The organism is Paenibacillus sp. Soil522 (assembly GCF_001428245.1).
In the GTDB taxonomy this organism is placed as follows: Bacteria; Bacillota; Bacilli; order Paenibacillales; family Paenibacillaceae; genus Pristimantibacillus.
In genome coordinates this window covers 289,043-303,535 of record NZ_LMRV01000033.1, presented here as the reverse complement: position 1 = coordinate 303,535, position 14,493 = coordinate 289,043, and the positions used below count along the sequence as shown (strand labels likewise).

General features: G+C 47.3%; 13 protein-coding genes and 1 tRNA gene. 5 read left to right on the top strand and 9 right to left on the bottom strand.

Annotated features, from left to right (window positions below):
- Nucleotides 1-509: 509 nt before the first annotated feature.
- Nucleotides 510-4,151: an LAGLIDADG family homing endonuclease gene (locus tag ASG81_RS29710; protein ID WP_081417234.1), complete on the bottom strand. Its 3,642-nt coding sequence runs from the start codon at nucleotides 4,149-4,151 to the stop codon at nucleotides 510-512.
- 277 nt (nucleotides 4,152-4,428) lie between these two features.
- On the opposite strand from ASG81_RS29710, the gene ASG81_RS10090 reads away from it, so the two are divergent.
- From ASG81_RS10090 to ASG81_RS10080, 3 genes are all read left to right on the top strand, one after another.
- Nucleotides 4,429-6,252 carry a DEAD/DEAH box helicase gene (locus ASG81_RS10090; protein WP_056632774.1) on the top strand — a complete coding sequence of 608 codons (1,824 nt, stop codon included), beginning with the start codon at nucleotides 4,429-4,431 and terminating at the stop codon, nucleotides 6,250-6,252.
- A complete protein-coding gene (locus ASG81_RS10085) occupies nucleotides 6,249-7,202 on the top strand; it encodes a YqhG family protein (protein ID WP_056632772.1) in 954 nt (317 codons plus the stop codon). The genes ASG81_RS10090 and ASG81_RS10085 overlap by 4 nt, the downstream gene beginning before the upstream one ends.
- Before the next feature lie 124 nt (nucleotides 7,203-7,326).
- Nucleotides 7,327-8,217 (top strand): hypothetical protein, encoded by an 891-nt coding sequence (locus ASG81_RS10080; RefSeq protein WP_056632768.1) that lies wholly within the window; start codon nucleotides 7,327-7,329, stop codon nucleotides 8,215-8,217.
- Here the strand turns inward: ASG81_RS10080 and ASG81_RS10075 are convergent.
- Nucleotides 8,208-8,402, bottom strand: coding sequence for a YqzE family protein (locus tag ASG81_RS10075; RefSeq protein WP_056632917.1), 195 nt, complete (start codon nucleotides 8,400-8,402; stop codon nucleotides 8,208-8,210). The two genes, ASG81_RS10080 and ASG81_RS10075, sit on opposite strands and share 10 nt — an antisense overlap.
- A gap of 140 nt (nucleotides 8,403-8,542) precedes the next feature.
- On the opposite strand from ASG81_RS10075, the gene ASG81_RS10070 reads away from it, so the two are divergent.
- Nucleotides 8,543-9,250 carry an N-acetylmuramoyl-L-alanine amidase family protein gene (locus ASG81_RS10070; RefSeq protein WP_056632765.1) on the top strand — a complete coding sequence of 236 codons (708 nt, stop codon included), beginning with the start codon at nucleotides 8,543-8,545 and terminating at the stop codon, nucleotides 9,248-9,250.
- Here ASG81_RS10070 and ASG81_RS10065 read toward each other — a convergent pair.
- Together ASG81_RS10065 and ASG81_RS10060 are read right to left on the bottom strand one after the other, a co-directional pair.
- On the bottom strand, nucleotides 9,215-10,120 hold the full coding sequence (locus tag ASG81_RS10065) for a divergent polysaccharide deacetylase family protein (RefSeq protein ID WP_235548801.1): 906 nt from the start codon (nucleotides 10,118-10,120) through the stop codon (nucleotides 9,215-9,217). The two genes, ASG81_RS10070 and ASG81_RS10065, sit on opposite strands and share 36 nt — an antisense overlap.
- 157 nt (nucleotides 10,121-10,277) lie before the next feature.
- Nucleotides 10,278-10,856, bottom strand: a complete 579-nt coding sequence (locus tag ASG81_RS10060; RefSeq protein ID WP_056632762.1) for a xanthine phosphoribosyltransferase — start codon at nucleotides 10,854-10,856, stop codon at nucleotides 10,278-10,280.
- Between the two features lie 93 nt (nucleotides 10,857-10,949).
- Here ASG81_RS10060 and ASG81_RS10055 point away from each other — a divergent pair.
- Nucleotides 10,950-11,033, top strand: a tRNA-Leu gene (locus ASG81_RS10055).
- A gap of 297 nt (nucleotides 11,034-11,330) precedes the next feature.
- Here the strand turns inward: ASG81_RS10055 and ASG81_RS10050 are convergent.
- The 5 genes from ASG81_RS10050 to ASG81_RS10030 all read right to left on the bottom strand — a co-directional run bounded on the left by ASG81_RS10050 (nucleotide 11,331) and on the right by ASG81_RS10030 (nucleotide 14,252).
- Nucleotides 11,331-11,912 carry a type II toxin-antitoxin system PemK/MazF family toxin gene (locus ASG81_RS10050; protein WP_056632761.1) on the bottom strand — a complete coding sequence of 194 codons (582 nt, stop codon included), beginning with the start codon at nucleotides 11,910-11,912 and terminating at the stop codon, nucleotides 11,331-11,333.
- 251 nt (nucleotides 11,913-12,163) lie between these two features.
- Nucleotides 12,164-12,463 (bottom strand): hypothetical protein, encoded by a 300-nt coding sequence (locus tag ASG81_RS10045; RefSeq protein ID WP_056632758.1) that lies wholly within the window; start codon nucleotides 12,461-12,463, stop codon nucleotides 12,164-12,166.
- Nucleotides 12,464-12,939: 476 nt separating this feature from the next.
- A complete protein-coding gene (locus tag ASG81_RS10040; RefSeq protein WP_056632911.1) occupies nucleotides 12,940-13,164 on the bottom strand; it encodes a hypothetical protein in 225 nt (74 codons plus the stop codon).
- A 115-nt stretch (nucleotides 13,165-13,279) separates the two neighbouring features.
- Nucleotides 13,280-13,600, bottom strand: a complete 321-nt coding sequence (locus ASG81_RS10035) for a hypothetical protein (RefSeq protein ID WP_056632755.1) — start codon at nucleotides 13,598-13,600, stop codon at nucleotides 13,280-13,282.
- An 82-nt stretch (nucleotides 13,601-13,682) separates the two neighbouring features.
- Nucleotides 13,683-14,252 carry a xanthine phosphoribosyltransferase gene (locus tag ASG81_RS10030; RefSeq protein WP_056632752.1) on the bottom strand — a complete coding sequence of 190 codons (570 nt, stop codon included), beginning with the start codon at nucleotides 14,250-14,252 and terminating at the stop codon, nucleotides 13,683-13,685.
- Nucleotides 14,253-14,493: the final 241 nt, after the last annotated feature.

Here is a 14,493-nt window from a genome sequence, read left to right as displayed (position 1 = left end):
TCAGCCATTAATTGGCTGACGTTTTTCAGTATTTATTGGACAAACGTTTCCCGTTAGAATTCATGTAAAACGAATATTTTGGCGGTTGAATAAAAACGAGCGCCTCGGAAAGATGGGGTTGCACACGAGGTCAAAGCCTCAAAAAAACCAATCAGTTACCGGAAATTATTTTCAATCTTTCCTAACCTTACTGCATGCAAATTTGCTGATCTTCATGAAAATTTCAAAAGAATTACTCATACTTGTTATACTTGTTTGGTTTACTTCTTTATTGATTTAGTTATTAGCATCAAAAGTGACCGAACATACTAACCTACATTATCCCTCTTTGCCATCTAACAGATACATTTCATTCGGATTAGGGTTAATTCAAAAAAAACAATGTATATGGTTGTATAATTATACATTTCTCATCAATTCTGAAAATCTATCTCACTAATTTTGAAAATTTTCTCAAAAATTCTGACACCACACACAAGTGTACCAAGCGTTTTAATTCACTGCTGATCCTAATTGCATCGACTATACCCGCAATGATTGCATTGCTTACACCCTTCTATGTTAATTAATGAAGCAGAGCCGCAAGAAGGACATAAATCAGGTGAATCGTTCACCACCTGATATTGGGTATATTCCGCTGTATCCGTTTTAACAGGCGCATTCAATTGCATATCCTGTACGTCTGATGATGCTTCAAACTCAGTCTGCTTTTCCCCGCTTCCGATATGCAGCTCCAGCGACTTGGCTACCGCATCGGCAATTGACTCCACCCGGTTCACGCCAAATCCAATCGCACCCGAGCCGCCGATCCCTTTCAAGTGTTTAATGAGCAGCTTCACCTTATTTCCATGATCGCCATAACGCAGGAACAATGAACATACGCGCCCAAGTGCCTCCGCCATCGCAAAAACATCAGAACCCGCCTTACCCACGTTCAAAAATATTTCGCCCGGCGTGCCGTTCAAGTCATTAATCGTAATATAAGCCATGCCGAATGGCGTATTCATCTTGTAGGTCGCTCCGCGCAGCACCTGCGGCCGGCTTTTATACTGCTTATCGAGCACCTGCTCCGTTTGAACCTTAGCGGTTTCCTCCTTCGACGTTGAAAGCACCTGCACATCGCGGCTGCCGTCCCGGTAGATCGTTACGCCTTTACAGCCGAGCTCGAATGCCAGCTCATAGAGCCGCCCCGTTTCTTCAATTGTAAAATCCGCAGGACAATTCGCAGTTTTCGAGATCGAGCTGTCCACCCAGCGCTGGATCGCTGCCTGTACGCGAATATGATCCTCGGCCGATAAGCTCATCGATGTAACAAAATAATCGGGCAATTCCTCCCCCGGATGCGCATCCTTCCACGCTGCAGCGATAGGAACATATTGCTTATCAAATCCGAGACGGCTCTGACGGAAGTATTCGAATGCAAAATAAGGCTCGATCCCCGTTGAGGTTCCGACCATCGTTCCCGTGCTTCCGGTAGGCGCTTGCGTAATCACCGTTACATTGCGCATGCCCCTCTCGGCAACAGCCTCCCCAATTTCCGGAAACTCCGCAATCATATGCTTCATAAAGCCGCTTTGCACATATTTTTCAGCATCGAATGCTTGAAACGGCCCCTTCTCTGCAGCTATTTCGGTAGAGGCCAAGTAAGCTTCCCGGGCCATAAATCCATATAGCTTATTCAGAAACTCCAACGAGTCCGAACTGCCATACCTGATGCCAAGCTTAATCATAAGCTCCGCAAGCCCCATCGTTCCGAGCCCGATTCGGCGTTCCAGCTTCTGATTGCGTTCATTTTCCGCAAAATGATAAGGCGTCTTCTCGATGACATTGTCCAGAAACCTAACCGACCAACGCGTAACCTTTGCTAGCTCCTCCCATGTGACATCATGCTTTTCCTCATCATAAAACCTGGAGAGATTCACAGCGGATAAGTTGCATACGCCCCAAGCCGGCAAGCCTTGTTCGCCGCAGTTATGAACAACCATACCATTTGCAATTAGTGAATTTGTAACGGACTCAGAAATGTCATATACCTGAACCATTTCCGCAGCCTGAACTGATATCACCTTCGAAGTAAATTTCTCATTTTTACGAGATTGTCGAGAAATTCGTTCAAGTGCCGTTTGCTTCCTTACTATAAATTTAAATCCAATTTCCTCTTTAAATACTGCAATATTATTACCTGTTATTACCAATTTGAATAATGGATTACTTTTATAGATCCGCTGTTCCCCTGTTATTTTTGTGTACGAAAACGATATTTGGTTCTTCTTGTTGCGACTATAAATATGACCATGTATACCGAAATTTAATAACAGGAGTTGAACATCTTGCAGCAACTTTTTCGAAGAAGATGTTAATCGAACCGTTCTATGCATCTCATCCTTGTCATAAACCGTTCCATCAGCACTAAATAATGCTTGCAGGTACGCAACAACAGTCCCCTTTGAGGCAGTAAAAATACATGCAGGAACCTCTTTTTCTCCAGCGGGCACTGCTTTTACACCTAATTTGATCAACTGTTCCCGAAACGCTTTACGCCACCAAAATAAATGACTAGTACCGTTGTCTCTTCTAAACAACTTAGCCTCAGCACCACTAAAATTTTTTCCAGCTTCTACTAGTAGAGGGATGATTTCTTCATCCTCCTGACCGAACACCATTCCGATATCGCCGCGTTTGGAGAGCCAACCATCTCCTGTCAACCATCCTAAAAACATTCCCCATTGTTCCCCGAGAGAGTCATTATCTACAAATTGCCCTTTCCCAGACTGAATATATACTATATCTTCTTGTGTTAACAGCTTTGCTTCTTTCCAGCCATTTGCAGTATAAATGCGATGCTCAGGAGTAACTTTGAGCTCCATCCCGTTGCCCAATATAATTTTCACCGTTTGTTTTAATCCCGTAGGAAATACTTCGGCTAGTCGCATATGAGTTCCAGCGATCTCATAGCTTCGTCCTCCCACGATTTGAGCTTGTTGCACCAATCGGTTATCAGTGACAATATTGAATAACTTATTCCCTACCTTACTGCTTAGATCCTCAATTCTAATCAAACCGAACTCCGTAGATATACGAGTATCCGGATGAAAACACGGATTAGTACTTATAATCGAATTAAAATACCAGCTGTTCGACATTTGGTTGTAATACTCCATGAAGACGATGCCGGGCTCAGCGGATTTCCATGCCGATTCGATGATGGCTTGCCATATCTCCCTGGCGCGAACGGTTTTGTAAAGGATAACCTTTTTGCCAAGGCGCCGCCATTCCTCGATATCCCCCGTCCACAGCTCGTTATATTCCGTTTCCTTCGTATCCGGGAACACAAGCTCCCATTCTAGGTCTTCCTTCACTGCGTGCATGAATGCATTGCTTACACATAGGGATAAGTTCGCATTCGTCACTTGTCCCATCGTTTGCTTGACCGTTATGAACTCCAGCACGTCCGGATGCCAGTCATTCAGCATAATCATTAAGGCGCCTCTTCGGCTTCCGCCCTGCTCGATCAATCCCGTCGTATAACTAAACAAGCCGCCCCATGATACGGCTCCGCTGGATGATCCGTTTACCCCGGCGACAATCGCACGGCGCGGCCGCAGCGATGACAGATTCATTCCGACTCCGCCGCCGCGCGCCATGATCTCGGTCATCTCCATGAGCGTCTTCATGATACCACCCCGGCTGTCCTTGGGCGACGGTATAACGTAGCAATTAAACAACGTCAGCTCCTCGTTTGCGTCTGCCCCGGCTGCGATGCGCCCTCCCGGTACGAGCCTCCAATCATCCAAAATATATCTAAATTTCTCCTGCCATTCCTTCTGCTTATCCGGCTCCGCCTCAACTGAAGCCATCGCGCCCGCAAGGCGGTCCCACATTTCCTCCGGCGTCTTCTCGATCGTGAGCGTAAGCTTCTCCACGCTGGACCGGACTAGCTCTCCGCTTCTTAGTCTTACCGTGACCTCGTTTCCTTCTCGCGCGATCACTTCCCCGACTTCCTTCACAGGAAACTTCGGATCATCCTTTGTCAGAACGAGTACGATATCGCCGACTAGCGTTTTGCTCATATCAGCGTTCTTCAAAGCGTATCGATCCAAAAAGATTTTTTCGCTAAGTCCCTCAAGCCGCTTACCGCCAGACGTCTCCATCGCTGCCGCTTCCTCCTTTGAATTGCCGCGCTTCAAGCATTTATTGAATAACATATGCCAATAACACAATATATGGTGTCATATTACCATTTTACTATACTGTATATAGATTTTCTCATTTATTTACAGCTGAATTTAACGATCCTTCCCGCTTATACGCCTTCTCTTACTCTTTTGCTTGTCCATACTCTTTTTTAGGCGGCTTCTTATTATTATTGGATGAAAAGGCAATACTGATTACAACTTATCCTCTTTACTGCGGAAGGAGCTGCACTAGATGACATTCCCGACAACGCCGCAGGCTGCCTCAGCCGAAGCCGGCCCAGCCTTCGCCACACGTAAGCTGCATCAGCTAGTAGACCTGCAGTGTGACCGAACATGGTTTGAGGAGCTGCAAAATCGTCTGACTAAAGGCGGACCATGGGATGATTGGACTTTATATCAGCTCACCATGGAGGCCGAGCAAGCGAAACGAATTGAAAGCTTCGAGCAATTGCTCTGTCTGCGCTCGCTCCCGTCCTTCGAGCCGATGCCGCATCAAATCAGCACCGCGCGCAAGGTCGTGCATGAAATGGGCGGCCGCGCGATTCTAGCCGATGAGGTCGGACTTGGCAAAACGATAGAAGCCGGGCTCGTCCTTAAAGAATATATCGTGCGAGGGCTGGCAAAGCGCGTCTTAATTCTAGTTCCCGCCTCCCTTGTCCTTCAATGGGTGCGCGAGCTTAATCAGAAGTTTGGCATATCCGCCGTTGCCCAGAAGAAAGAGCATACATGGGGATATGACGTCGTCGTCGCCTCTATCGATACGGCGAAGCGCGAGCCGCACCGCGAGCTTGTGCTCGGAACAGACTACGACTTAATCATTATCGACGAGGCGCATAAGCTGAAAAACAAAAAAACCTCAAACTATCAGTTCGCTAATCTGCTGCGCAAAAAATATTGCCTGCTGCTAACGGCTACGCCGATCCAGAACGATATGGATGAGCTATTCAATCTAATCACGCTGCTTAAGCCAGGCCAGCTGGGCGGGCAAAGTGATTTTGCCGCCAACTTTGTCGTCGACAAGCGGATACCGAAAAATGAAGATCAGCTGCAGGAAGCTTTGTCGGGCATTATGATTCGCAATCGGCGCGGCGACGGCGGCATCCATTTCACGAAACGCTTTGTCAAAAATATTCCGCTTACGCTGTCGGAGGAAGAGAAAGCGCTGTACGATGCGGTCACCGGTTTCGTGAAGGAGCGCTATGAAGAAAGCGGCGGCGACTTATCCAGCATGCTCTCCCTCGTCACGCTGCAGCGCGAAGTATGCAGCAGCCGCGATGCCGTATTTTTAACGCTCGTAAACCTGTTTAAGAAAACGGCGGAGGACTCCCCGATGCGTCCGAAAATATGGGAGCTCGTAGAGAAAATACGCAATATCAAAGCAAATACGAAAGCGGAAAAAGCGATGGAGCTCGTTAAAGAAATGAATGACAAGGTCATCATTTTCACGGAGTACCGGGCGACGCAGGAATATTTGCTGCAGTTTTTCCGCGCGCAAAATATGATCGCCGTTCCCTACCGGGGCGGCATGAACCGCGGCAAAAAGGATTGGATGATGGACTTGTTCCGCGGACGGGCGCAAATCCTGATCGCTACGGAAGCTGGCGGCGAAGGCATTAACCTGCAATTTTGCCACCATATGATTAACTTTGATCTGCCCTGGAACCCAATGCGTGTGGAGCAGCGGATTGGACGCGTGCACCGGCTCGGGCAGAAGGAAGACGTGAAAATTTACAATCTGTGCACTATCGGCACAATCGAAGAGCACATCGTTAATTTATTGCATGAGAAAATCAATCTGTTCGAGCTTGTTATCGGAGAGCTTGATCATATATTGGAGCGCTTCGAGAAGGGTGACGGCTCGCTGGAGAAGCGCCTTGCGAGGATGCTGCTTGAAGCCGGCAACGAAACGGATTTAAAGCAGAAGATCAATCATCTGGGCTCCTCGCTTAGCCGTATTCGGGAAGAGGTGGTCACGGGAGAGAGTCCGCTGCCAGCCAGTCCCGATCTGCTCGTAAATTTGGATTCGCTTGGACAAACCGTGGAGGTGCAGCCTTGAACGAGAAGCAGGTGCACAAATTCGTAAACCGTTACTTAGAAGCGACAGAATGCTCGATATTAGAAAAATCGCCAAATCATTTTACCGTTAAGCTTTCACCTCTTGCCGACCGGGAATTGACGAATCGGCCTTATTATTGGAGCTTCGTCGACCGGGTCGGCGCCGAGCCGGAGACAATGACTTACTTGTTTGTTACCGACAAGAACAAATATGACGCTGCCGAGGAAATGAAAAAAGAGGCTGCCGCTCAGCAGGATGCAGCCGTAAATGCTCAGGATGCGGCCGCGGATGCCGCTCTTGGGCGATCGCTCGGCTTCATGCACGGCAGCCTGTCCGCACCGGCCCGCGTTCCGCGCGAGGACTTGTATTTTGGCGCCCGCAAGCTGGATATGCTATTCGAAGCGGCGAAAGTGAAGGGCAGCTTCGTTTATTTGTTTCAGGAGCCGGATAAGCGCAGCAGCAATCCCTTCGCCTCCACGCCTTATACCGCATGGCTGGGCGTCAATATGAGGGTCGAGTTTGCTTGCGACCGCAAGCGCGAGGAAATTCATAGCTACGGCATCTCGCTTGCGACCGGTCAATGCGTAGAGAATTTTTACGACCGGTTGCTCACTTATAAGCTTTCACCGCGCCTGCCAGCCAATATCCACATCACCAAAAACGGCCTGTCCTTCAACAAGGCGCTAGGCATCGTGGAGCAAGCGCTCGAGCGCAAGCTGCGCAGCTATGATTACAGCTGGGCTGAAGACGCCTCCGCAAGACTTGCGGAAGAGCTAGAACGGATAAGCGGCTATTACGAGCCGCTTATCCGAAATGGGCCTGTAGAAAATAAACCGGCAATCGAGGAGCAATTCACGCAGCGGCAATCCGAAATTTTGTGGCAATATGAGCCTCGTGTGACTGCGTCCGCCATTAACTGCGGCATCTTTCATCTGGAGGGCATCGATTGACGCAAATTAGACGATTTCCGCAGCTAAACGTCAAAAAAAGGCTGTACGCTGCCCTCCATCGCGCGACAGGTTGTAACAGCCTTCTCAAAGCATGTCCCTTACAATAGCATGGAGGTGATAAAATATGCGAAAAAAATTTGTAAAGCTGACAGCAGCATGCGTATTAACCGCTATTGTCATGTATGCCGGAGGATTGCAACCGCAGCCTGCCTCTGCCATTGACAATAAAGAGGTCATCGAGTCCCTACAGCAGCAAGCACAGCGCTGGGTGGACGAGCTGGCTGTACAGCCTTCTTTTGCAGCATGGAAGCAGTCGTCACTCGATATTTCTCCGATTGGGCCTGGTACTCATAGCTGGCTGGTAATCGTAAAGCAGGACAATAATACGGTTGGCTATCTCGTTGTCCATGCTGTGGAGTCAGGCGGTTTTCAATTAGGCGAATACGGGACAAGCAGCCACCCGCTATTCGATGAGCATACGCTTTCAAGGTCGCTTAATCAGCTAGAGCTATTGCAGCCCGCCTCCAAAGTCGAAGCCCTTTATGTTCACCCGCTGCTCGCTGCTTGGAAGGTAACGGCGGAGCAGGATACTTATTATACAGATGCGGCTAGCGGCGAATTGCTGCCTGCCCAGCCGAGCGATTGGCTCGCTGCCTCATCCATAAAGCTAATTAACGCGGAACAAATGCGCATATCGGACCATGCAGTCCTTTTAAAGCAAGTAACACTGCCCTCCTTCGATGCGTACGCGAGAATGCCTTGGTTAACAAAGCAGCCTCTGTCATTAAGCGTAAGCTCCTACATGCCTCTTTTTGCCAAAATAAACAACAAAGAACAGCTTCGGTATACCGCTGAGCTGTTCGATGGTCAGATGCTTTATGTTTGGTCTGTTGTCGGCTACAACAAATGGGATACCGGCCATATTTACGTCGCACTCGAAGCTGGCGGGGATGGCACAGACCGCCGTTATATTCCGCTCCAGCTTCTCATCGAGCTTGGCCGCTTTTACCGGTGACGCTCAACGCGCCCCCGCCACCACAGCATAATGCTCATTGGACCATAGCCGAACCAACGCGTCAGCCAAGGCTCTCTACGCGCTTTGGCCGACGTTCTTATTTGCTTCCTTTCTTCCCTCGGCGTCTCCAAATAGGTCACAAGCTGCTCTGTCATATATTTTACGTACTCATCGCCCTTTGCCATTTGCTCCACTCCCTTTAAATCCGATTGAGATAATGATGTTATAAAGTTTGCCCTGCAGCATTCGAATATAAACATGCATGAGTTTTCCTCCAAACAGCCACGCTAACGTTATGTCAAAGTGATCTGGAGGAACCCTCATTATGTTTTGGAAATTGGTACTTGTCTTTATCGCGTTAAGCTTTGCTGTTATTAACAGTAACAGCCCGTCCAGCGCGTCTGCATGGCCTCTACTGCCGGTAGGAACCGATCAGGACTGGGCGCTACCGTCTACCGTCGTCATCATTGATGTTGGGCATGGCGGTATTGACGGCGGAGCCTCCTCGGCCGATATTCTGGAAAAGGACATTAATTTAGCTGTCGCCCGCAAGCTTTATTTCACGTTACGCCGCCAAAACATCCCCACCGTGCTTAACCGAACCGGCGACTACGCGCTAAGTGAAGATAACCGCTGGCACATAAGCCGCTCCAGACATCGCAAGGATTTGTCGCAGCGCCGCCAGCTTACCGAGGAAATTGAGAGCGAGCTGCTCGTTAGCCTGCATGTGAATTGGTCGAAGAAGAGCTCTCAGCATGGTCCGCTCGTACTGCATCAGAACAATGGGGAAAGCTCCTTGCTTGCTTTCTGCATTCAGGATGCGCTCAACCGACAGCAAAATACAGCCTTCCTCCCGCGGGAAGGAAAGCCGTTTTATTTGCTCAACCGGGTTCAGCAGCCAGCCGTAATCGTTGAGATGGGCTTTATTAGCAGCGAAAGGGATCGCAAGATGCTAACCGACCCTCATCGTCAACAGGAGGTTGCGGCAGCAATCGCCTCAGGAATTAGGCAATACAAGTGGATCGTTCATTGAACCGCCGCGAATAAGCGCCGTCAGCTTCACGAACTGCACGTTAGTTTGCATGACGGGAATGGATTGCTGAAGGACAGATGCTGTCTTTTTGCCCGGTGGACCTACATGCCCAATCGTGATGCAGCTAATGTGCGACTCCAAATACTTTTGCAGTACCCTGATTTGTTTGGAAATATGCTGTACGGTATAGACGTCATCGAGAAATACATCGTTTGAAACGATCGGAACCTGAAGCTCTGCTGCGATTTTGGGGACAACTGTCTTATAGGACGTTCGGCTATCGAGAAAAAACAGCCCGCGTTCCTTGCAGACGCCAAGCACGATGCGCATCATTCTCTCGTCGGACGTCACCTTCGAGCCCATGTGATTATTCATGCCGATTGCATAAGGTACATCATTAATCGCATCCTCCACACGTTTGCGAACTTCCTCATCACTCAAATCTGTCGTTAACGCGCCCGGACCCAGCCACTTCTTTAGTCCTTTATTCGGCTCCATCGGCATATGGACAATCACGTCGTGACCGAGTCTATGCGCTTCCTCGGCATCCTGCTTCGTAGTCGGCATGAACGGCATAATCGCTGCTGTAATTTGGATCGGCAGCTTCAGCATCTCCTTCGTACCGTCCATTCCATTGCCGAAATCATCGATAACGACCGCCACCGTCCGCCGCCCTTGCTCCTCATCGGCCGCATTCATGTGAAATGCCGATGACTGCGCGGATACGGCATCATTGCCGACCGGACTTCCAACTCCTAGTAGAATCGTCATAAACAAAACGGTCATTACCATTTTAACGGCTTGCTGCTTTCCTTTATAACGATCAGCCCGCTTGTACCTTTCTGTGTCACAATCCTGCTGTCTACTCAATTTATGCTCACATCCCTCACCGTTTACTATCATTGTTTGTGAAGGAGCTGTAAAATATGCTTGAAGCAAAGAAAAAAGGCCCTATATTGGCCTTTTGCATTCGATTTTGAGTTTTATTGCATTTTCCTTACTAGGTCATTAATAATATGCTCTAAAGTTATATTTCTGCAGCAAAGGTTACCTTTCCGTTTTCCAAGGAAGCAATTCTTGCCAAAGCATGAACGAGGTAACCGTGCTCGTTCAACTTTTTCCTGCCCGGTTGAAACGCCTTCTCGATGACGATACCGATGCCGGCTACTTGAGCTCCTGCCTGCTCGACAATTCTCGCCAAGCCGATAGCCGCATCACCATTGGCAAGAAAGTCGTCAATGATAAGCACCCGATCCTCCGCTGACAGAAACTTACGCGAAACCGTAATTTCACACTCCTCCTGCTTCGTGAAGGAGTACACTTTCTCCATATAAAGGTCATCCCCCAGCGTCAGCGACTTGCGCTTGCGCGCAAACAGCAGAGGTACGTTCATTTGCAGCGCAGCCATGACAGCAGGCGCAATTCCCGAAGATTCCAGCGTAAGCACCTTCATAATTCCTTCCGCCTCGAATAGCGAGGCAAAGGCCTGTCCAATGCTCAGCATAAGCTGCGGGTCAACCTGGTGATTGAGGAAGGAATCGACCTTCAGTACATTCTCGTTTAGGACAATGCCTGCCTCCAAAATTTTTTGCTCTAATTGCTTCACAGCTTATCCCTCCATTTTATAAAATAATTTATTAAGATCATGTTGACTATCCCATCTTACTTATGATAAGATACTTTTTGTGAAACAGGTTATGCGGTCGTGGCGGAATTGGCAGACGCGCTAGATTCAGGTTCTAGTGGTGTAACAGCCGTGGAGGTTCGAGTCCTCTCGACCGCATCCTTAAAGGAATTATAGTCTATTCTAGACGATATTAAATCTAGTGGTCAATATTTGACATCAATTCGTAAATCCAAACCACTTCATTATCATGGCCTTAAGTTCATGATAATGAAGTGGTTTTTTTGTTGCTTATATTTATAGTTTTTGAATGCCCGCGCGTTACAGAAAAAATGAAAAAAGACCCTACTAATAAAAAGCAGAGTCCCTTTCGGCGGAGAAATCAACAGACTTCTCATATTTGAGTAAGAAAGGCGATCCCATCAACAGACGGGACATATTTGTAAAATCATTTAATCATACGCGTATGCCGTTGTCAATTAACCTTTGTTCCGTATCCTGGACTTTTTTCCGCAAAGCATTTATTTCATTACTCATACGTTTAATGGTTCTAACGCTTTTCCGATTTTTATGAACCGATTCATTATACAATTTATATACACCTGTTGAAACCATTATTTTTTCGTTAATCTCATTCATTTCGCGTGTAAGTGTGGCTAGACAGCTTTGACCAAGTCTTGCTTTGCTGACCGTTACAATATTCCCGAGTAAAATATATCCCGACAATGTTTTTGTCATACCGTTTTCCGAATAACGATAGGTTCCCAAAATCGGCACAGTCACTCTTGGTGTTCCGGCAGCGCTCGTGATGGGAGCAACAATCGTATTTGCTGAATGAATATTTCCATCGTCATTTTGAATAATTAAACAAGGTCTGTACTTCTCTTCTTCACTTCCTACGCCTCTGCCCAAATAACAATTGTAAACTTCTCCCCTTCTGAGAGCTCTTGTTCTTGTCTTTACAGCTATTTTATCCAAGTATGTCATACTTTTAAACCAATCCAAATACTGTTCCAAACGTGAAATTCGAATGGTCATATCACTGATCAGCCTCCCTTAGTCCTGTATCAATCGACATATGGGGAGTATTTTCCGCCAAACCATATTATATACCTAAACGCTTCGGAAGCAGTTGTACGCTGCTCCGAACAGCGTCGGCGAGCGTGGAGAGAACGGGACGATGCTGTTTGAGCAACGTGGAAATGACGCTGCGCATACGGGCAAATCGCTTTGCGCCGGAGACGGTTATAAAAGCAGAGGAATGATTTCGCGTTCTTTGACGATTCGTTTTATCTGCGTCTGCCGAACTTTTTCTTGTTAATCTTCTTATTGATTTTGATCGCGCTTTGACCGCCTTGCTCATCGTTCTTCTTCCCGGCGATTCCGCTTCTCCCGTTGCCGTTGGCAAACTGGGAAAATTTATTCGCCGTTCTTCCGTGAACGGCCGTCTGACCGCCTTGATTCGAATTTGCCCCCACATTGCGGTTGATCTGCCCTCCGCCCTCCGCTCTTTGTTCGATGTGTACATTATTTCGGATAATAATGAAATTAATGGTGATACCGTTCTTCCGCTGCTTGTAATCTCTCATCTCAATCCCTCCAATCTACCAATCTATTAGCAATTTATGTGAAGAGAATGAATTTGCTTGTGTACTTGTCCGGTTTAGGAAAAACCCGATCATACAAGCAGAAACGACTTACGTCGTCCTTGTTACAGGACGAACCGTTTCGAGGGTGGAAGATAAGCGTCAAACTTATAAATCGAGGTCTTTCGAAGATGAACGACCGCGTTTACAAGGTAGGTTTTCGCCAATAGGAAAGTTCATCTCGCTTTAATGCTTTAGCGAATTTTATACTTTCCTATGTGGTAGGAGTGAAACTTATAAATTCTTATATAGCAAAAAAATCTCCCGTAATCTACGGGAGACCTGAGCAGAAACAAAAAAACAATAAGTAAAATTAACTCCAAGAGAGTCAAGTTCACTTATTGTCGACATAACGTATTGATTCTCAGCTTTTAATCGCAGAAAGCTGCTGCTATGTGCTGCTTTTTACAAATATTTATTTATGTAGCATCTTCAAAAGGCTTCACACGGGCCTCCGATGCCGGCGCGTAGCTGTAAATGCGGCTCAGCTTCACCACTCTGCGATTTGGCCGGCGAATGACAACCGAAGACTCATCCCATGCGACCACAATACCGTGCACATCGTTAACTTCCATCTCATCACGCACAACCCTAACGGTTTCACCGCTTACCCGGAACCGATCCAATTGTTCCTCACTTATCACTTCAATTCCCTCCTGGTTGTATGCCCCGGCCATACTGCTATGGAAAAACCCCAATGATTGCTTGCGCAAGTCATTGAGGTTTATTTCTAATTCCGGCAAAGCCATTTATTCAATCCTAACCTGCATGCTCTTTGGCATCATTGGTTTCGTACCATTCATCCAGCACCCGCGAAGACATCACTCGTTTACCGATATATTCGCTCTGACGGTCCGTGAATTGCTCCCGCCATTCAATAGTCAATTCGTCGCACAGCTTCACAATCGTAAGCAGCTCCGACCACGCTACATAGCGCTTGTACCAAAAAAACTGTGGATGCTCAATCATATAAGGATACAAATCATCAAATTCCGTATGTTTACAATCTAGTGCACGCTCAAAGTGGACTTTCGCGTCGCTAAGCTTCGTATACATAAATTCTGCAGACATTTCCCCCATAACTTGTGCCTCCCCTCGATCACTTCTGTATCATTATAAGCCATAATGCCGAATGGGAAAAGAGTATTCCTACTGGAACATCTTACTCAAATTTTATTTCACCGTTATCAAGCGATGAAATGCGAACGAGCGGCTCCACTCGGATACCTTGTTCCCGCAATGTTCTTCCGCCGGCTTGAAATGACTTCTCGACGACAACGCCAAGACCGATTAACGTTGCGCCCGAACGCTGAATAATTTTGATTAGTCCGCGTGCTGCATCGCCATTTGCAATAATGTCATCAATAAATAGTACACGATCTTCTGCCTTTAGAAACTGTTTTGACACCATAATATCGGTAACCATGCCTTTTGTAAAGGATGGTACGCGCTCCAAATAGGCGTCCGGATCAGCGATTAACGTCTTCTTGCGGCGCGCGAACACGAGCGGCACGCCAAGCGTGTAGGCCGTGGCAAAAGCTGCGGGGATGCCCGAAGACTCCACCGTAATGACTTTCGTAATACGCTCCTCTGCAAAGCGTCTCGCGAATTCTTGTCCCATTTCCATCGTCAAAGCAGGGTCGACCTGGTGGTTGATCAATGCATCCATCCGCAGCACGTTATCCGACAATACAGATGATTCTGCTAAAATACGTTGTTTTAAGCTCTCCATCTTTCATTACCTCCACCAAAATCCTTTTCGTTAACGTACCATAGGTCAGGCAAAAAGTGCAACCCTATCGAAGGGTTCTCCACAAAACCAAAACAATTGCGAAGATTTCCAAGCAATAATTTCTAATCTACGGAAAAAAGGAGCAACTATTTCCATATTTTCTCGTCTAATAAAGGAGAACAACTGCAGCTGCTGCCATTAAGTAATATACTATATTCATGCATTTATAAATACATGTCCC